This is a genomic window from candidate division WOR-3 bacterium, from assembly GCA_011052815.1.
GTDB lineage: Bacteria > Hydrothermota > Tepidihabitantia > SM23-42 > SM23-42 > DRIG01.
Genome location: DRIG01000048.1, coordinates 1 through 20,173, shown reverse-complemented (window position 1 = coordinate 20,173; position 20,173 = coordinate 1). Strand labels below are relative to the sequence as shown.

The 20,173-nt window shown below is 41.2% G+C and carries 16 protein-coding genes, 1 pseudogene and 1 riboswitch; of the genes and pseudogenes, 9 read left to right on the top strand and 8 right to left on the bottom strand.

All coding sequences use genetic code 11. The annotated features are described in order from the left end of the window. Positions 1 to 12: 12 nt before the first annotated feature. The 7 genes from ENI34_04565 to ENI34_04535 all read left to right on the top strand — a co-directional run bounded on the left by ENI34_04565 (position 13) and on the right by ENI34_04535 (position 7,453). Positions 13 to 1,365 (top strand): hypothetical protein, encoded by a 1,353-nt coding sequence (locus ENI34_04565; protein HEC78400.1) that lies wholly within the window; start codon positions 13 to 15, stop codon positions 1,363 to 1,365. 54 nt (positions 1,366 to 1,419) lie between these two features. Further along, positions 1,420 to 1,704 (top strand): hypothetical protein, encoded by a 285-nt coding sequence (locus ENI34_04560; protein ID HEC78399.1) that lies wholly within the window; start codon positions 1,420 to 1,422, stop codon positions 1,702 to 1,704. A 24-nt stretch (positions 1,705 to 1,728) separates the two neighbouring features. Continuing rightward, on the top strand, positions 1,729 to 3,336 hold the full coding sequence (locus ENI34_04555; GenBank protein HEC78398.1) for an AarF/ABC1/UbiB kinase family protein: 1,608 nt from the start codon (positions 1,729 to 1,731) through the stop codon (positions 3,334 to 3,336). Positions 3,337 to 3,402: 66 nt separating this feature from the next. Continuing rightward, entirely contained in the window at positions 3,403 to 4,089 is a 687-nt protein-coding gene (locus tag ENI34_04550; GenBank protein ID HEC78397.1) for a hypothetical protein, read from the top strand. Continuing rightward, positions 4,076 to 4,576: a hypothetical protein gene (locus ENI34_04545; GenBank protein ID HEC78396.1), complete on the top strand. Its 501-nt coding sequence runs from the start codon at positions 4,076 to 4,078 to the stop codon at positions 4,574 to 4,576. Before ENI34_04550 ends, ENI34_04545 begins: the two co-directional genes overlap by 14 nt. A 646-nt stretch (positions 4,577 to 5,222) precedes the next feature. Continuing rightward, positions 5,223 to 5,849, top strand: coding sequence for a TetR/AcrR family transcriptional regulator (locus tag ENI34_04540; GenBank protein HEC78395.1), 627 nt, complete (start codon positions 5,223 to 5,225; stop codon positions 5,847 to 5,849). Positions 5,850 to 5,995: 146 nt separating this feature from the next. Continuing rightward, positions 5,996 to 7,453 (top strand): radical SAM protein, encoded by a 1,458-nt coding sequence (locus tag ENI34_04535; GenBank protein HEC78394.1) that lies wholly within the window; start codon positions 5,996 to 5,998, stop codon positions 7,451 to 7,453. Between the two features lie 334 nt (positions 7,454 to 7,787). On the opposite strand, the gene recO is transcribed toward ENI34_04535, so the two are convergent. The 8 genes from recO to ENI34_04495 form a co-directional block, all read right to left on the bottom strand. Beyond that, positions 7,788 to 8,534, bottom strand: coding sequence for a DNA repair protein RecO (recO, locus tag ENI34_04530; GenBank protein HEC78393.1), 747 nt, complete (start codon positions 8,532 to 8,534; stop codon positions 7,788 to 7,790). Between the two features lie 66 nt (positions 8,535 to 8,600). After that, positions 8,601 to 9,191 carry an indolepyruvate oxidoreductase subunit beta gene (locus ENI34_04525; GenBank protein HEC78392.1) on the bottom strand — a complete coding sequence of 197 codons (591 nt, stop codon included), beginning with the start codon at positions 9,189 to 9,191 and terminating at the stop codon, positions 8,601 to 8,603. Further along, entirely contained in the window at positions 9,181 to 10,938 is a 1,758-nt protein-coding gene (gene iorA, locus ENI34_04520) for an indolepyruvate ferredoxin oxidoreductase subunit alpha (protein ID HEC78391.1), read from the bottom strand. The genes ENI34_04525 and iorA overlap by 11 nt, the downstream gene beginning before the upstream one ends. A gap of 48 nt (positions 10,939 to 10,986) precedes the next feature. Beyond that, complete coding sequence (gene buk, locus ENI34_04515; GenBank protein ID HEC78390.1) at positions 10,987 to 12,060, bottom strand: butyrate kinase; 1,074 nt, start codon at positions 12,058 to 12,060, stop codon at positions 10,987 to 10,989. A 52-nt stretch (positions 12,061 to 12,112) separates the two neighbouring features. After that, complete coding sequence (locus ENI34_04510) at positions 12,113 to 13,870, bottom strand: hypothetical protein (protein ID HEC78389.1); 1,758 nt, start codon at positions 13,868 to 13,870, stop codon at positions 12,113 to 12,115. Then, positions 13,870 to 15,576: a hypothetical protein gene (locus ENI34_04505; protein ID HEC78388.1), complete on the bottom strand. Its 1,707-nt coding sequence runs from the start codon at positions 15,574 to 15,576 to the stop codon at positions 13,870 to 13,872. The genes ENI34_04510 and ENI34_04505 overlap by 1 nt, the downstream gene beginning before the upstream one ends. 380 nt (positions 15,577 to 15,956) lie before the next feature. Next, the gene (locus ENI34_04500; protein ID HEC78387.1) at positions 15,957 to 17,057 is read right to left on the bottom strand and encodes a nitronate monooxygenase; all 1,101 of its coding nucleotides are present in this window, start codon (positions 17,055 to 17,057) and stop codon (positions 15,957 to 15,959) included. Positions 17,058 to 17,174: 117 nt separating this feature from the next. Further along, entirely contained in the window at positions 17,175 to 17,411 is a 237-nt protein-coding gene (locus tag ENI34_04495; protein ID HEC78386.1) for a hypothetical protein, read from the bottom strand. Between the two features lie 933 nt (positions 17,412 to 18,344). Then, positions 18,345 to 18,441: riboswitch (SAM riboswitch) on the top strand. Positions 18,442 to 18,537: 96 nt separating this feature from the next. On the opposite strand from ENI34_04495, the pseudogene ENI34_04490 reads away from it, so the two are divergent. Both ENI34_04490 and ENI34_04485 read left to right on the top strand, forming a co-directional pair. Further along, positions 18,538 to 19,734 (top strand): annotated as a pseudogene (locus ENI34_04490) (hypothetical protein). Between the two features lie 3 nt (positions 19,735 to 19,737). Beyond that, positions 19,738 to 19,959 (top strand): 4Fe-4S dicluster domain-containing protein, encoded by a 222-nt coding sequence (locus tag ENI34_04485; protein ID HEC78385.1) that lies wholly within the window; start codon positions 19,738 to 19,740, stop codon positions 19,957 to 19,959. The last annotated feature ends 214 nt before the right edge of the window (positions 19,960 to 20,173 follow it).

The following is a 20,173-nucleotide window of genomic DNA, read 5'->3' as shown; positions in this document are numbered from 1 at the left end:
AAGGAGGTAAAGATGGACAAAAAACAGAGTGCCGTTGTTGTTTTATGCTTATTATTGATTTCAGCCGTATTGTCTTACGGACAGGGATACGGTGTTGAGTGGAACGGGTATCTGCATGTCGACAATCGTCTCGGGTTGAACAGAGATTATGAATTTTCCTGGCAGGAATGTCGGCTTAACTTGGAACTTAAACTAAAGCTTTTTGAAAAGGTAAAACTGTACAGTGAAGTTTGGCTCAGGTCATGGGGTTTTCCTATAGTGCAAAGTAGTTCTGATTTATTAAATAAAGATAAAATTTCGCCCTGGAATTTGGCTTTTAGAGAAGCGTATCTTGACCTTTACGGCTTTATTTCTGATAACTTTGATCTTCGTATAGGAAAACAGCGCATTGCCTGGGGCACTGCAGATAAATTTAATCCGACAGATAACCTGAATCCGCCTGATCTTGAAGACATCTGGGATTTCGGTAGACATCTGGGGGCTGATGGAATAAAAGGTTCCTATTACTTGGGTGATTTCACTTTTACCGGCGTTTATGTTCCAATATTTACACCTGCAGTATTGCCACGAGGAGATTGGTCTGCTGTTTTATCACCGCCTATGGGGCTTCCTGATGGATTAACCTTGAGAAATCTGACTGATTCGATTACTATGCCAGCGTACAACCCTGAAGAGAGTTCAACCGTCGGGATCAAAGCTGCAAACAAGATTTTTGGCTTTGACTTTTCTTTCAGTTATGTCTATGGCCGGGATTATCTACCTTTGGCTAATAAGATTGTCTTCACGCCTACTTCGGTTCCAGGAGAGGTTGATATACATAGCGAACTCGTTTTTCCAAGAATGCATATTCTGGGTATGGATATGGCAGGTTCAATTATAGATATTGGAATATGGGCTGAGGCCGCGGTCTTCTTCCCGAAGGAGATTGAAATGGTTATTGACCTCTCTGCCTTAGGAATGGGTATTCAAGACTCAATTGCCTTAGCTGACGATCCTTATGTGAAATATGTAATTGGTGCAGATTATACTTTCAAGAATGGGATATACATAAACGGACAGTATTTGCACGGTTTTGTTCATGAAAGAGGAGAAGGTAATTTAGCGGACTACTTTATCTTTAGTATCGAGAAGAAATTTTTTAATGAGGAACTAAAAATCACTACCGGTGGAGGTGCAGAAATCGAAGACTTCAGCGATTTTAAAAACAATTATGCCTATATATTTTCACCTGAAATTGGATATTATCCTATAGATAATACTGAAATCAAAATCGGGATAATGTTAATAGACGGAACAGATAACACAACATTTGGTAGGGTAAAAGAAAGTGACGAAGTTTATCTCAAGGTCAATTATAGTTTTTAAGGTAGCTGAATACACAAAGTTACCTTTTTCATGTTTTAAATAAGGAGGTGAAAAATGGCAGAAAGAATAAAAAATGGGCTTTTGGCAGGATTGGGGATTGCTTCATTAGGTAAAAAGAAATTGCTGAAGGTGTATAAGAATTTGATAAAAGAAGGTGAGGCAGCAAAGAGTAAAAGTGAATTTCTGAAAAGGCATTGGAAGAAACTGGATGTTGCTTCTGAGAAAGCAGAAGATTTAGCAGTAAGGATAATAGAGAAGGCAAATCTTGCCACTAAAAGTCAACTTGATGAATTGAATAAAAAGATTGAGAAACTTTTAGAAAAAGCAAAATTACGCTAAAGGCGTTGCGATAAATAAAAAAGAATGTTTGTTACTTCAAATCCTATTAAGCACTTTGGCCGTTATGTCCAGGTCAGTCGAGTATTGCTCAAATATGGTTTTGGAGAGTATATAAAAACACTCCATCCAGCCTTTTTACTTGCTCGGCTCGGACTGGGTAAAAAAAGAATAGTATTCCGTCCTTTAGCTCAGAGATTAAGGCTTGCATTAGAAGAATTAGGTCCCACGTTTATCAAAATTGGTCAAATTGCATCAACAAGGGGTGATTTTTTACCCGAAGAGTTTACCAATGAATTAGCAAAACTTCAGGATAAAGTAAAACCAGAACCATTTTCAGAAATAAGGAAGGTTATTGAATCAGAGATTGGACCGATCGGGACTTTTTTTGATGAATTCAAAAAAGAACCAGTTGGTTCGGCTTCCATTGCTCAGGTTTATCTTGCAAAGTATAAAGGTATACCGGTTATTGTTAAGGTAAGAAGACCAAAGATCGAGCAGATGATCGAGACCGATATTGAAATTTTGAAGATGATTTCAAGGGTGGTTGAAAAGAATATTCCCGCAATAAAACAAGGAGAACCCGAAAAGTTAATTGATACATTCGCACGAACTATCCGACGGGAATTGGATTTCCTAAACGAGGCGAATAATGCTGAGAAATTTAGGGAAAATTTTCGTGAAGATAAACGGATTTATATTCCTCAAATATATCGGGACATTTCTACGCGTAAAATTCTGATTCAAGAATATATTGATGGTATTAAAATAAGCGATATAAAAACAATGCAAAAAAAAGGAATTGATCCTAAAATTGTTGCAGAAAATGGTGCTGATATATTCCTGAAACAAATCTTTATAGATGGCTTTTTCCATGCGGACCCACATCCAGGCAATATTTTTGTGAAAGAAGGTAATGTAATCACCCTAATTGACTTTGGCATGGTGGGAAGGATTAACCATCGTTTGAAAGAACAAATTTCCAACCTCCTTGTTGGTGTTGTTGATCGCGACCCAGATACAATAGTTCGAGTTCTCACAAAGATTGGCGCTGTGGAAAATGGAATTGGGTTCGAGTCATTAAAAGAGGATATTCTTTATATTCTGGATAAACTTGAAAGAAGAGTCCTTACTCAGATTTCCGTATCTGATTTTGTTCATGATATAAATAGAACCATCCGTACTCATCATATCAGAATACCGCAAGACCTTCTTTATCTTGGCAAATCTATATCTCAGATTGAATCAATCGGTAAAGAACTCAACCCGGATTTTGATACGATTAGATCTTTAAAAAAGTTTATAATTAAAAATCATATCAACGCGGTGTCAATAAAAGAATCTTTTGTAAAAGGGAAGAAGTGGTTAAAGGATATGCTGGCAATCCTTAGGGATTTGCCTGAAAATTTGAATAGATTATTTGACTTTAATCACCAAATAACGCAGATTAATAAATCAGAAAAGAAGACTAACAATCAAATTAATTGGTTTCTAGATGGATTTGGAATAATGATACTATCGATATTTGTTTTTCTCGTTACAAATTTGCCCTTTCTTAAAATCTTATCTATTCTTGGTCTTGTATTTTCATTCATAATTTTTGTTGCACAAATCGTGGTATCAATAATGAAGTAAGGATTATTTTATGTCTTCAGATGAAGTGTGTTCTCAACTGAACAGCGATTTGATTAGGAGTGAATTATGATACAAATATTAATTTTTGTGTTATCTGTAAATCCCTTTTATAAGGCGAATTTTACTTCTTTATCTATGCGTTCAATAAGTGTCTTTTCAAATCCTGCGGGTTTGGGAATCCATCGTGGTGCCGAGTCATTTTCCACATATCATCCTGATATAACAATAACAGGTGCGTCAATGGGCAATTTGGGATTTGGAATGACAAAAATTGACAGTATAATATATTATGAGATAGGAGTTGGTTTAAAATTACCCGGCGCATTCTCACTGGGTTATGCCTATCAATTTGACATTAAAGACTATGGCATCTCCAGTCATATCTTCGGTTTTATTTGTCGACCCAGTCCAGACCTTTCTCTCGGTTATAAAACAACATTAGGTAGTAGATATCATATGTTCGGAGGAATCAGCATAAAACTTTTAAAGAAGTTTCTTACACTAAGTTGTGATATTGAATACGAGGGAATTAATGATATTCTCAATTACTATTATGGAGCAATGATTCAGCCTTTAGATGGTGTGCAACTCAACTACCACGCGGATAAAGAATTTAATTGGAACGCTGGAACTGAGTTAACCTTTGGTAAAATCAAGCTCGCAGGTAAGTACTCAAGCATGGACAAAAAGTTTAGTGGCGGTATTATACTCTCAGCACAGAGTTTTAAAAAATTAAAGTATGATTATAGATAGCAAAAGTGTGAATAATACAACAGAAGAACCGAATTGGCAGGGAAAAGGTTCTGAGTTACTTAGTACAATTCAGACAGTTAAAGATAAGGTAGTTCACAGCGGATTTCTTGAAATAGAGATACCCTATGAATTCAGTAATACTTTCAGATATCCTGTTGTTATTGAAGTTAAAAATTCAGGTCCGGTTATTGAGTCAGTAGCCATCGCCTTTAAAATTGGTAATGGAATGAGTGTAACAAAAAGCACAATCGAAAAAAATATTATTGTACCTGAAGTGCTTAATGCTTTTAAACGAGATGATTTTATAAATTATCTTGCAGATATAGTCGAGAAGCAGAGCAAGTTAGCCTTTTATTTAAATAAAAAACCAGCGAAATTCAAAAATCTAAAATTTCACAAATTGGTTGAAAAACAGAAAATAGTATTTAACGAATTTCTAATTATGGCAATTGAAAAGGTATTAGAAAAAAGAAAATCAGCGAAGTAGTCATATAAATGATTTATTCTCTACGAATTATTTGTTAGCTTTTATTTTCTTCTGTATATAACCTCAATCCGCCGGAGATTCAAATTTTAATTCAAACAGGGCTTAAATTTTCTTATGTAAAAGAATTTGATAGTGCTTAAATATATTTTGACGAGGTTATTAGACTTTATTCTGAAAATCCCGAAGGATATTTTTTCAAAGCTGTGTTTCTACAGAGTCAAGAATATTTCCCTGAAGTGGAACTAAATTGGAATTCAAAAAGAAGAATTACTGTAACGCTGCTTATTTATATAGCAATCTTTTTTCCAAATTAATGTACACAATGATAAAAATTATACAAACCTCTATCAAAGTGCAAACTTCTTATAGGGAAATGTTTCTATGAATTAAAAGAGAATGAAAGGGCAAAAGGAGCACTGGAAAATGTGATAGGGTTCTGAATACATTCTGAAAATTATTCTCAAATCAAGGAGTATTGCCGTGAAGCATATGATCTGCTCAGCCGCATATTTTAAACGCAAATTGCACGAACGACAGCGAATTATTATTTAGCAATACTTTGCCGGGACGAATCCCGCGAAGCATTGAAAATAAATGAAAAATTAACCTCTTGACATTTTGCAGATAATGAGTATAATACAATACGATGAAACCAAAAAGGTCATTTAGTTCGAATTTGGATGCTGTGAAGAATATAGCATTAAAAGATACCCGATTTGTTATTATCAAAGTTGCTCAAGATATTTTTGCCAAATTTGGTTATAAGAAAACAACTGTACATGATATAGCTAGAGCCGCGCATAAGGTAAAAAGCACAATATACCAATACTTCAAAAGTAAAGAAGAAATTTTCCAGACTGTCGTGGAAAAAGAAAGTCAGGTATTGAAAGAGGAAATAAAAAAAGTGATTAATCTGCAGGATGACCCCAAAAAGAAATTGTTTAGTTATGTTATTACAAGAATGCGGGTTCTCGAGGATTTACCGAATTTCTACAATGCACTCCGGGATGAACATCTCGATCATTTTGTCTTTATTGAAAAGATGAGGAAGAAATATCTTAAGCATGAAATCGATACGGTTACGAAAATTTTGAAAAATGGCGTTGATCAAGGCGCTTTTGTGATAAACGATTTAAAATTGACTGCATGTATGATTGTTGTTGCCTTAAAAGGATTAGAACATCCTCTGATTGCCGAAAGCAGGATGTTAAATACTAACCAAAGTATTAGTGGCTTATTAGGAATTTTGTTTAGTGGAATAGATAAAAGATAAAATTTTTTTCCACGAATCGAACCAAATGACCAAATTGGTCTTATGGTTTAGAATTTAAAAGTGTCGAAATTTTTAGAACTATGGATTAAATTAAAATTTATCTTAAGATCAATTATAGTTTTAAATACTAATAAGGAGGTTGGATCATGAGTTTACAATTAGAGAATCAAAGACAAATAGTCAAGGAGCAAATATTTAAAAGAATTTATTCATCATTAGTCGATCTTGCAATCGTTTTTTCAGGAAGCAAGACGTTAAAGGAGATAACACTTAAATTTCTTACTCCGGTGGTGGAACGTTCAGTATATCTTTCTCAGAAAAAGATTATGAACAAAAGAATTCTAAAAGACAAAACCGATATGATGATGGCAGTAATATACTCGGCACTACGAACCAATATCCATAAGAAAACAGTCCAGATATTAATGAAAGACGTATTTCTGAATCCAGAAGCTAAATCAAAGGCGTATGAGTTTCAAATGAAACATGGTTTTATACCACCAGGTTTTATTAACATAGCTCCGGGTAAACAGTGTAATCTTAAATGCCTGCATTGCTACGCCAATGCTTCAACTGGTAAGGAAAAGTTGTCATATAGGACATTCTCAAGAATCATTAAAGAAGCCAAAGATAATTGGGGAGCACATTTTTTTGTTATTACTGGTGGTGAACCATTTTTATGGAGGGATGAAGAATATACGCTTCTGGATATTGCAGAAAGAAATCAGGATTGTCTATTTCTAGTTTATACTAATGGAACCTTGATTTATGGTGATACCTTGAAAAGGCTTTCAGAACTCTGCAATATTTTACCAGCGATTTCTGTTGAAGGTATGGAAGAAGCAACTGATGCGAGGAGAGGAAAAGGATTATTCAAGAAAATCGTTAAGGTAATGAATAATTTGAGAAATGAAAATATTGCATTCGGAATTTCGGTTACCGCTACAAAGGAGAATTATCGAGAAGTACTTTCTGATGAATTTATCGATTATTTCTTTAAGAAATTGGGTGCAAGTTTTGGCTGGCTATTCCATTATATGCCCATTGGTAGAGAGCCTAACCCTTCACTCATGCCAACACCTGAACAGCGTCTCTGGATGTGGCAACGCTCCTGGGATATTGTCCGCAAAGAAAAAATCATGTTAGGTGACTTTTGGAACCACGGTACAGTTAGTAATGGATGTATTTCAGCAGCAAGACCTGGCGGTTATTTTTATATTGATTGGAGCGGCAATATTGCGCCCTGCGCGTTTTTTCCCTATTCAACAATGAATATCAATGACATATACAAGAGCGGTAAGACAATAGATGCGATCTTTGAGGATCCATTCTTTAAGGCAATAAGAACCTGGCAGCAGAATTACGGTTGTCTAAACGCAAAATTGGATGCGGAGACAGATTGGCTCAGGCCCTGTCCAATGAGAGACCATTATGCTACTGCGTTGAAATTAGTTAATAAGTACAATGCACGACTGATTGACGGTAATGACCCGATTATGAAATCTGATAGGTATACTAATGAAATGATAGAGTTTGATCGCAATTTAAAAGAAAAAGTCGGGAGTTTCTGGTGTGAAGAATATATTAAAGATAGTCGACATTGAACATTGTTTAATGTTCAATAAAAAGGTATTTTGTTGCGATTATCAGACTATGTAAAGAATTAGGTGTTTCTATTTGCCATATACCGTGTATTTCTTTTTTGATTCGTGGGCTAAAAAGATTTATTTTTGATTTTTTGTATCTGAGTGAATCTGTAGCATGGAAACTTTGAATTTAGTCTTAAAGTCATACTGTATATATTATGAACTATTTTCGGTCACCCTATCCAGAACCCCCGGGATTGAGCGTGGGTAATGTGACGGACAGTTTTCGGATGAAATACAGTTTTTAGTCTCCAGGACCGACCGGACGGCTGTTTTTCCAGAGCAGTGGACTTTATCGGTTCTGTTCAAGATGTCGTAGTGAATTGAGCACGAGATTGTTCAGATGATAAGAAAGATAGTCAGGGATGATCCTTTCGAGTTCCAGAAAAGCAGTGTCCTCGATGTCGATCCGCTTACCGCTCAGAATGCCGTCCAGGAGATTGATTGTCTCTTTTTTTAGAAAGATTACGGTATCATCGTAGTCTTTTTCACAAACGACCCCGCCGGCGGCGATACTGAAATCAATCTTTTTATCATCGTAAACAACTTTTTTGCTGCATCTTACACAATCGGTGAGGTGCGGACGGACACCGCTTTCAGGAAGGGCTTTGATCAAATAACAGATGGTGAGAGGTTTTATCCGGGAGACACTTGCTCTTTGAAGATCTTTTAAAAAGCCGAAGAGCAATCTGAAAGCACTTCTGCTGTATTCCTCCGGGGGAAGTGTTTTCTCGAAAAATTCACAGAGTACCATGCCGGCATTCACTTTTCGGGGTGAGAGACGTAGTGTTTTAAAGTCTTCGATGACTGAGGCGTCACTCAAGGTATATACTTCTTTTGTTTCTTTTTTATAAAATATGATTTCATCGAGATTGAAGATTTCCATGGTGCCGCAAAACTTGCTTTTTGGTCGACGCGCACCTTTCGCCAGTACCTTGATCTTCCCGCAGTCGTTTGTCAGAAGTGTAATGAAGAGGCTTGATTCCTTAAACGGCGCGGTTTTTAAAATGAATCCTTTTGTTTTTATTATATCAGGCATAAATTGAATCTATCCGATTCATTATAAATATGATATGGAATAAGTCAAGAACGGGTGACGGAGAAGTTATTCCCGGCGTAGTGCTCTGCCTCTGTCAAAAGCGGAGATATTTAATTCAACGAACTTCTCTTTGATGCACGATTTAAGGGCACTGTGCCAGGAACGTGTTTTGAAATTCAGGAAAGTGGAGAGCACACCGAGAAGGATGATGTTGACCGTTCGGCTGTTCTTGAGTTCCCGGGCGGTCTTTTCCGCCGGAACAAGATGCAGCTCTCCGTAATTTTTCAACTTTTTTGTAATGTCTGCCGGATAAGTATCGGCTCCGACGAGCACGCTCATCGGAGGAATTTCACGGTCATTGACGATAATGACACCGTTCTTCTCTTTTAAATAATGGAGATATCGGAACGCCTCGAGTTTTTCAAAGGCAAGGATGAAATCGACTTTGCCTTCTTCAATCAAAGGTGAGTATACTTTTTCACCGAACCTCACGTGGGTTATGACACTTCCACCGCGTTGCGCCATACCGTGCACTTCGCTCTTCTTTACATCCAGTCTTTCATTGAAAGCGGCGTTACAGAGTACATTTGAGGCGAGGATTATACCCTGACCCCCGACTCCACAGATCACAATGTTCGTGACTTTCTTATTTTCCATTCTCCTTTTCCTTTGAAAGCACGATTGCCTTACGCGGGCACATTTGAACACATAGACCGCAGCCCACACACAGTCCCTGGTCGATTACCGCAAGCGGTCTTTTCTTCTCTTTCGGAAAGGTCAGGCTGATTGCAGGACATCCGAGACGCAGACACAATCTACAGCCGTTGCATAATTCCGGGTCGATTCTGAAAGGAGGTTTTGGCTTTGTGAGGAGGGCACACGGTTTACGGAATATCAATACCGTGACGCCGTCGAAGGCAAGGGCCTGTTTTATGGCTTCCTCCACTTCTTTCAGAGAATCCGGATTGATTATCTTGACGAATTCGACACCGGCTCCCTTTACAATGTCTTCAGGAGGGACTCTTTTTCCGGCTTCTCCTTTTGCCAGTCTGCCGGTTCCTGGATGCGGTTGATGTCCGGTCATCGCCGTGGTGTGGTTGTCGAGAATAAAAAGATTTAAATTTCCTTTATTATAGACGGCGTTCACCAAACCCGTGATTCCGGAGTGATAGAATGTTGAGTCACCGAGCACGGCGACGGTTTTCTGACTGAATTCTGCACCCAGGGCTTTTTCCATTCCATGGGCATTGGTTACACTGGCTCCCATGCAGATACAGGTATCCATGGCGTTTAAAGGCGGCAGGGCTCCCAGGGTGTAGCATCCGATGTCACCGGTCGCGGTCAATTTTAATTTATTAATGACATAAAAAACTCCGCGGTGGGGACATCCCGGGCATAAGACCGGTGGTCTTGCCGGCGCACGCAACGGTTTTTTTGTTCTTTTATAAGGTCTTTTCAGACTGTCCCTGATGACCTTAGGGGTCAGTTCACCGCACAGAGGAATTTTGTCTTTACCTGTAACCTTTATTCCCAATACCTTTATTTCATTCTCCAGTATCGGATCGCCTTCTTCAATAACGACCAGCCTCTTCACCTGCCTTGCGAATTTCCTGATTAATTTGATCGGAACAGGATATGTGAATGAAAGTTTCAAAAAACTCGCATCTGGGAAAATTTCCTTTGCGTATTGATAGGAAATCCCCGATGTGATGATTCCCAAACTTTTCTTTCCCCACTCAATCTTATTGTACGGAAAGATATCGCTGTACCGGCTCAATCGTATGAGGCGCTTTTCTACGATCCTGTGCCGAATGCGTGCATGGGCCGGCAGTACGAGCCTCTTTTTTATATCTTTTACATATCCCTTTATCTTGTGTTCTTTTCTTTTACCAAATTCCACGATGGTGACGGAATGACAGATCCTTGTCGTGAGCCTCAGCAGGACCGGCGTATCGAATTTTTCCGAAATATCAAAGGCCAGAATCGTGAAAAGCTTCGCTTCGTTTGAATCCGACGGTTCCAATACAGGTATCTTGGCGTGCCTGCCATAATGGCGGTTGTCCTGTTCATCCTGGGATGACCACATCCCCGGATCGTCAGCCGTGACGATCACGAGGCCGCCGGTTACACCTGAATAAGCCATTGTAAACATCGGGTCTGCAGCGACATTCACGCCGACATGTTTCATCGCGGTAAGTGCTCTGGCACCGGTGAAACACGCTCCGGCGACGACTTCAAGGGCGACTTTTTCATTAACCGCCCACTCGGTATATATTTCAGGATACCTGTTGATATTTTCTAAAATTTCAGTTGAAGGTGTTCCTGGATAGGCGGCGGCAACATTACAACCGGCCTCCCATGCTCCGCGTGCAACCGCCTGGTTTCCTGAGAGCAGTCTCTTCATTCAGTATCTATTATACAGAAAAATCAGCGGTTGTCAATGAGCCAGATTTTATTCGTAAGTCATTACGGATTCTTCTCCCTGGAGCACCCTCAGGACACCGAACGCAAGGGCTTTCATCTCTCCTTCACCGGGGTATATGAAAAAGTGAGGGCAGAGAAAATTTATCCACTCTCTCAAGGCGCCGACAAACTTTTTTGAATGTGCGATGCCGCCGGTGATTATTATCGCATCGATTTTCCCTTTGAGGACGACCGCATACGCTCCGACCTCTTTGGCGATTTGATAGATCATAGCGTGATATACTTCTTCTGCTTCCCGATCGCCTTTTGAGATACGTTCTTCAATCTCCTGAATATCATCGGTGCCCAGATACGAAAGCAAGCCGCCTTCTCTGTTCAGTTTCTTTTTGATCTCGTCATAGGTATATTCACCAGAACAACACAGTTTTGCAAGGGGCATTGTCGGCAGGGCGCCGGTTCTCTGGGGGGAAAACGGACCGTCTTCATTGGCGTTGGATGAGTCGATCTGTTTTCCTTGTAAGTGGGCGGCGACGGTGATGCCGGTACCGAGATGGACAATGACGAAATTACATTGAGAATACGGTTTTCCGAGTTTTTTTGCTGTTTCTTTTGCGACCATCCTGACATTAAGGGCATGGCTCAACGCTTTTCTTTTTATTTGTTTCAGCCCTGAATACCTGGAAAGTTCCCAGAATTCATCGACCGATACCGGATCCACGAAATAAGCATTGATCTTCAGTGAATCGGCGAGCTCTTTTGCAATCAAGGCGCCCAGGAGTGAAGGGTGTTCGGATTGATAATTACCGGATTTTATGTCGTTGATCAGGGACTCATTGACCAGATAGGTGCCGCTTTTTAAAGGCTTGAAGGGTCCGCCTCTGCCCACGACCGCGGTGATTGAATCCAGCGGCACTTCCTTATCTTTCAGGAGTTCCAGAATCTTATCCTTACGCCACTGGTACTGATCAATGATCTTCTCGAATTTCAAAAGTTCAGCGGCGTTATGTCGGATGTTTTCCTCAAAGAGAGGGGTTTTCTCCGTAAAGAGGGCGACACGGGTCGAACCGGCGCCGGGATTGATTACCAGGATTATCGGTTTCATAAAAATACTCCTTTAATTCATCAGCCAGAAGGGACTAAAATAACCGTACTCTCTATTTCTTGAAATAAGGATGAGGAAGAAGCGGCGGCTTTTCAGGTTTCGTTTCCTTGGTCGTCAAATCCATCTCTTCAATCAAAACAGCCGGTGCCACAACCGACATCGGATAACTGTTGCCTTCATCATCGTAGTAGATGAAATTATCGACGTAGACTTCGTCACTCGCTCCTATGATATCACGCAAGACACGGGGAGTGATTGAAGAGAAGTCGAGCCCCCTGATTAAACTGATTTTTCCGGTCGCCGTATCCACTCTGTACGCGGTTATCGGAGCGGGAAGCAGAGGTTTTTCAGTGACTCCGGTCAAAGAACGGAAATAACGCATATATCGGTCTTTCAGGGTCTGGGGCTTGGTCGGTTCGAGATAGGTGATTATTATGCCATAAGGAATTTCATAATCGCGACAGATGGCAAGGAGGGTGTCGATCAATTGTTCCGTTGAACTGCTCTGTTTAGAGGTGATGAAGAGATTACCGACCATACCACATACCCGGCTGCCGTAACTTTCACTGCGGAATCGACCGTGACCGTTTGATTCCCTGATTTTTTTAATGGGGCTGCGGCTCATCAAGAGAGAGATCAGTTTTCCCTCTTTCACAAGGTCAACATGCCGGGCGCACACCCCTTCATCGTCTACTGAAAAATGTCCGATCAAGGGATTGTTCTTCCACGCTGTAGTGGTCGGATCATCATAGGCTGAGAGGAACTTCGACATCACCCTGTGTCCCAATCTTTTGCTTAATCGACCAAGATCTTTTCCAGAACTTCTCTGACTGAGCATTTCATTTTCATAGACAGGAGATTTTGGAGAAGATACTCCTTTACCCAGGAGATTGAAAAACAGCTGGGTGGCGGCTTTGCCCAGAAAGAGCACCGGTCCTGAATAATCCTCTTCTTTTTTCAATTTCGTCTGCATTGAGAGGGTTTCCGCCACCGCCCGGATTGTTTTTTTCAATGAATCAAAAGGAGGCAGCTCCTCAGGACGGGGTGCATAGAAGCCGCGCCAGTAATCAAGCGGATCGCCGTCGTCGGACTGCGCCTTTGCCGATATTTCAATCCCGGTGAGAACAGCGGCACTTTGATTTTGATTTCCTTCACTATCCAGAAATAAGCGGGTTGTTGTCGTGATTGAGAATTTTATCTTTGATTCTTTGATTTCCGGAAAGTCTTTGAAGATGTCTGAGAGCTCAACGATTCTGTCTGCCCAGAGTTCTTTATCAAGTGAAAGTTCGATCTTCGGTTCATCGACCGGGCAGGATGGGGCTTTGGAAAAATCAGGTATTTGTTCCTGCCGGGGTCGGTTTTGGAGAGTGGCTTTTTTACGGGAGAGTTCTTCAAGCGCCTTCTTGTAGGTGCCGTCGGTGACCAGCCAGAGAGCATTCCTTATTGCGTCGTAATCATCTTCGATCGGGAGGTCAGTATCTTCAGAACCGATGATTCTTGAAGATCGGGTCTGGCACATGAAATTGCTGTTGTCGAAATTATAATCCCCGACCCGCAGATCTACATAAGCAGTTCTTCTTTTTTCCTTATTATTGTAGAGAAGGCCGCCGAATTCCGCTCCAATTTCTATCTTATCGACCTCTTCGATACGATAGGAAATATAGTACGGCGGTGCCTGGTTCTTTATCCGCAGTTTATTAATGCTGCGATTCAATTCATCGTACGCCGCTTTATACAGAACTGTTCTATTAAATCCATCGGCTCCTGCGGTGGTGATTAAAGATAGGATAAAGATAATAAATGATTTCATTACTGCCTCCTCTCTTTTGAACTCTGTACCGGAGACGGAAGGATGGGTGGTTTTTCCTGACCTTTGGATTTTTTCTCGACCTCGATTTCCGAAACGAAGATCGACGGCGATATGGCGGAGACCGGGACCCAGCCTGATTCAGCACCGCAGGTTCCGTTGAATACTTTGTAGTCATCTCCTGTCAGTTCAATTTTAGAAAAAGAAAGCAGGGGGGTGCCGACGATATCGACTCCTCGAACCACTTCATCGGGCCGTCCGTCCACATAAACTCTTTTTACATAGAGAGGAATGACCTTGAATGTCTGGGTTCCACTCCGTCCCGTACTTGTGAATCCACCTGATATGTCATAAAAAATCAATCCGTACTCCTTATTCTGTTTCCTGCATTCATTGATCAGAGCCCGACGTAATTCAGGAAACGGAACTTCTTTATCCGATTTTATATACAACACTCCTTGTCTGGAAACCACCTGATGACCGTACGATCTTCTTCCGTGGCCGTTTGATTCGGGAAAGCCCGCAATCGGTGATCTGCTCATCAGGAAATTTTTAAGTATTCCGTTTTCCACGACGGTCACCTTATGAGCGGGAACACCTTCGTCGTCAAAACGGTAAAACCCGTTGAGATCGGTTCCTTCAAAAGAGTTCATCGTCGGGTCATCATATACCGAGATAAAAGAGGGAAGGATTTGTTTGCCGACTTTTTTGGTGAATGTTTGACCTTCGAATTCACTCTTCTGCCTGTGTCCTTCAATGCGGTGTCCGAATATTTCGTGGAAGAATACGCCGCTCGCCTCGTTGACGAGGATCGCCGGTCCGGTATAAGGTTCGACAAGAGGCGCCTTTCTCAGTGCATCAAGGCGCCCAATCAATGAATCGATCGCCGTGGATACTGTTGCATCATCAGGTAATCTTTCCGGATCCGTGGCATAGAAGGTTTTTACGAGATAAAGCTCCATACCGTCGTCAGCCATTGTTGCAGCATAAATCCTGATGCGATAGGCGAGGCGGTTTTCCTTGATCTCTGTCCCGTCGGTGTTCACCAGATATTTTGTAAGGAGCGTTGTGCTTAGTGATACATAAGAATTGTAGATCCAGGGAAAATTTTTAAAGATTTCAGAGAAGCGGCGGATCTTCTCTTTCCAGGGATTGAAATCCAGGGTTATATCGACGTCGTCGGCGTAATACTTCTGGGCCGATGCATTGGAAAAGTCCGGTGAGGTGTCGCTTTCTACGACCTTAACCTGTTTTTCGGCGAGAACCTTGGTGTATTTTTCCAGAGCCTTTTTAAAACGGCGGTCTGTTTCCGCCCAGAGAATCGCTTTGAGGGCTTGCGGGTTATGGTCCACGGGTACTTCAACAATCGATGGAATCCAGTCGAGGAAGTCCAGTTCCGTGCCCCCCCGTATTTCATGCGTATTGTCGAGTCTGGGCGAGCCCACCCGGACATCGATGTCGGCGTAGATATGTCGTTCTTCGCTGTCATTATATAAAGCTCCGAGGACGGCGCTGATTTCTTTTTTATACTCATCCCACAATTCATATTCCAGAAAATACAGAGAAACAGGTTTTACACGGCTTAAGGCGTTATATGACCGATGCAGTTCTTCTTTCATCGCTTTGAGGATATTCTCCTGTTGGGCAAAAGAGAAGGTTATGAAGAGTAAAACTCCGAGTGAAAATATTCCGGTTGAAAATCTTTTCATTTAAACCTCCTTTTCAGTTTTTTTATAATAATGAATTTTGTCACTGTGTCAAGACGCACCCCTGCAAGTATGAACACACCTCGGTTACACTTTTTACGAGAGGGCATTAAGTTTACCAACCATCAGGGTGTAAGCAACAAGATAATCAAAGAATCTATAATCTTTGACAGATTTTCCTTTGTTGCCGCATTCCCTGCAAATGGATGTCTCTTCACTTGCTGGAACATTGCAACAGGGTTCGTTTTTTTTATTCACTTTATCATCAGCCATTTTACCTCCTATGCACAATGTTATATAACGGCTTGCGGATAAAAGAAGTTGCCGAAGGCAATTTGGGCGAAGCATAGCGAAGCCTTTTACACCGTGTTAGGCGAAGCAATTTATATAAATGTTGCCTCTTTATATTCTGTCAATAAGGTCTCAATCAATTCTTTAACAGAGACGATTTTGTTTACTCTATAAGCGTTAGCTCCTGCAAAAGCGAACCCTTCATCCAGGTTTCCCTTTTTGGCATTGATTAATGCAAGGGCAATACAATATGGTGAATTTTTAAAATCGCAGGTTTTCAGACATTGCCAGGGACATTTAAAAGGTTTTTTCATCCCTATTGCTACATCATTAAGAAACTTGTTTCGTATTGCCCTTCCCGGCAATCCAACAGGACTATCAATTAAAATTAAATCTTTTTTTTTACACTCTATATATGCCTTTTTGAATTTTACATCTGCATCGCACTCATCTGTGGCTACAAATCTGGTTGCCATTTGCACTCCGTGAGCTCCTAGCTGCACAACTTTATAAATATCTGCCCCAGTATATATGCCTCCTGCGGCAATTACTGGAATACTTTTATTAAATTGTTGCTCGAAAGTTTTCATTGCTAAAATAACCTCAGAGAGTGTTTTCTCTAATGTATAATTAGGATCATTTATTTGCTCCTTTTTGAAACCGAGATGCCCTCCAGCTAAAGGTCCCTCAACAACTACAGCATCAGGAACATGATTATAATTCCTTGCCCAATATTGAAATATAATATTAGCAGCTCTTGCAGAAGACACAATAGGGATAACCTTTGTAGAAACATTTCTCAATTTATCCAATGATAATGTTTTTGGATTCTTTAGTGGAAGCCCTGCACCAAGAAAAACCAGATCTGCACCTTCTTCTACTGCCACAAGCGAAAGCTCATCAAAATCTGAGAGAGCAACCATTATATTGACTCCAATAATGCCGTTCGTCTTTTCCTTTGCTTTTCTTATTTCTTTTCTCAATGCTCTTTTGTTTGCTTCTTTGAAATTTGTACTGAAATCGGATTCAATCATACCAATCCCAGCAGCACCAATAACTCCAATACCACCCTCGTTCGCCACAGCCGAAGCTAATTCTGACAAAGAGATACCAACACTCATTCCGCCTTGAACAATTGGTATTTTAGCCTCAAGTTCGCCTATCTTTAATTTTGGCATTTCCCTTGAATTCATAAATTACCTACCTCCATTAAATTGTTTCGGCTAACGGTTTCGGTGTTTGTGAAGTGCGAAGCATTTGGGCGAACGAAGTGAGCCACAAACACCGTGTTATACGCCGTTGGTTCACTTTTATTTATTTTTCGCATCTCTTTGTCCACCGATACACTTGCAGAACCCGTGGTAAATTGCACATATACCACCCATAAGCGAAAAAAATCCCCAAAAAAGTGGTCGCCCGAAGATGTATGTTGGAGTCGGTTTCCAGTGTGGCAATAGATACATTCCCCAAGTAATCAAGTAACAGCCAAGTACGACACAGGTATGACCAAAGAGGATAGTAGCGGTGCGACCACCACTCCAACCCAAATAACAAAGTGCACCTCCAACAATCACTGGAATTGGGCATCCGATTTTTATGATCAAAATTACACCAATTACAACTAAGGTTATTCCGAAAATGAATGTAATTAGGCTACGAGGTTTCATATCTCCTCCTTTCTTTTAGCACTTCCAGATAATGATATTCAGAAATCCCTGCAATTAATATAAAATCGCTAAGCATAATCCTATTTCCCTTTTCATCCAATGGCGTATAACTTGTTTATATCCGAACTCATTTCGCATATCCCTCCAATTTTTCGATATATCCGAACATAGTTCGTATATACCTCCCTCTGGTCGAACTTCTCCATCTTCAATCATCATTTTTCTATTTTTTATTGTAATTATAGTAAATATAATCAAAAAGTCAAGTTTGACTGAATTTGATTCCGCTCCACTTTTTTCTTTTTGATTAAAAACCCTCCTTTTCTCCGTCATTCTGAGTCTGCCCGACGTTTTTTTTGGCGGGTGGACGAAGAATCTCTATTCTCCTATCCTTCCTTCTTTTCTAAAGGGAGAAACGGGGAAACGTTAGAAGCGTTGAGATCGTTTGGAGCGTTAGGAGCGGTGCTGGAAGAAAGATCACCCCCACCTTAATCCTCCCCCATCAAGGGGGAGGAAAAGGGCGAAGGGCGGAGGGCTAAGGGCGGAGGGGAAAGGGAGAAACGGGGAAACGGGGAATGGGAGAAACGGAGAAGGAGAGAAATGGGAAAACGGGGAGCGGGGGAAAGGGAGAAACGGGGAAACGTTGGGGTCGTTGGGAGCGGCGGATTCAGACGTCGTCCTGAATGGAATGAAGGAATGACTGAATACTGGATTCTGGTTTGTTTACAAAGAATGGAGAGGAGTCAGTGGATTTGGGGGTTGACGGATTGAATTTTTTCTGTATAATAAATAATCTGTTCTTTGAAAAGTTGAGTCTCATCAAGAAAGGTCGAGGGAACGGGCCCGATGACGCCTCGGCAACCCGCTCAGGGCGGGTGCCAATTCCCGCCCGAAAAGGGAGAGATGAGTGTTCTCTAAAGAACTTTCCCATAATTCGGGAAAGTTTTTTGTTTTAATTCACTCATCACCTCCGGCTTTTCGTAGATTATAAAAACAGGAGGTGAATATGGCAAAGACCATTGAAGAGATCAACAAAAAGATAAAAGAAGGTAAGGCGATCGTCTGTACCGCCGAAGAGATCATCGATGTTGTAAAAGAACAAGGATTGAAAAACGCTGCGAAAAAGATAGACGTGGTGACAACCGGTACATTCGGTCCGATGTGCTCATCCGGTGTTTTTTTGAATTTGGGTCACACCAAACCGAAGATCAAAATCACTAAGGCATGGTTGAACGGCGTGGAGGCATGTTGCGGCCTCGCTGCGGTCGATCTCTATATCGGAGCGACCCGGATTTCTGATGATATCCTGGTGAACACCCGATCTCCACGCTCCTTTAAATACGACGGTGGTCATTTGATTGAGGATCTTGTCGCCGGCAAGAGGATTGAACTCAAGGCGTCTTCATACGGAACTGATGAATATCCCAGGAAGGAACTGTTGGGTAGCTTCACGATTGATGAAATTAACGACGCTTTTCTCTTTAACCCCCGCAACTGCTATCAGAACTACAATGTGGCGGTGAATACCGGCAGGGAAACGATATATACCTATATGGGTCCTTTGAACCCGGATCTGGGTAATGCAAATTATTGTTCAGCCGGTCAGGTTTCACCCCTGCTCAATGATCCTTATTATCGAACGATCGGACTCGGTACGAGAATATTTTTAGCGGGTGGTGTCGGTTATGTGGCATGGCATGGAACCCAGCATGATCCCGCGGTATCCCGAAATGAAAAGGGGATTCCAAAATCCGGTGCCGGCACCATCGCTGTGATCGGGGACCTTAAACAGATGAAGCCTGAATGGTTGAGGGGTACTTCAATCGTCGGCTAGGGAGTCAGCCTTACCGTGGGAATCGGTATTCCCATCCCCATACTTGATCAGGAGATTCTGAAGCATACCTGCGTCACTGACAGAGATATTCTTGCACCGGTGGCCGATTATTCCTATGATTATCCTGAAGCAATCGATAGAGTGATATCAGAGGTTGATTATCATTCACTGAAAAGCGGGGTGATTACCATCAAAGATCGTAAGGTGCCGACCTATCCGATTTCAAGTTATCCAAAGGCAGTGGAGATCTGCCGGATCCTGAAGGAATGGATTGAGGCGGGAAGGTTCTTTCTTACTGAACCGGTTGTGACTCTGCCCCAGTACGAAAACGGCGTCAGGTTCAGACCGTTTAGAGGGAGATATAAGTAGATTATGAAGCTCGGATTATCAAAGCCGAAAATAATACGGCACGATGAAGAGTGCACCCACTGTGGTTTATGTTCACTGATATGCCCCACCCGGGCTTTTTTCATTGTGAAGGCGACCATGTGCGTTGACTTTGAGCCGTCACGCTGCATCGAATGCGGAGAATGTGTGACAGTCTGTCCGTATAAAGCGATCGAGAGTTCTTTTCTGCAGGAAGTAAACGGATGATTTTTGCGAAGCCGCTTTATTTATTCCAACCGCGAAGATATCGGGATATCTGTATCTCAAGAGACCTTGTTGCATTCAATGTGACAATAGAGGAGAGTGATCTGTATATAAAAGCAGAGTCTTTACTGTATGATAAAGCTTTTGAAAGGCTCAGACGGACCCGCTGTGAGATTGAAGAATATATTTATAAAAACAGAAGATTCGCTGATTCTTT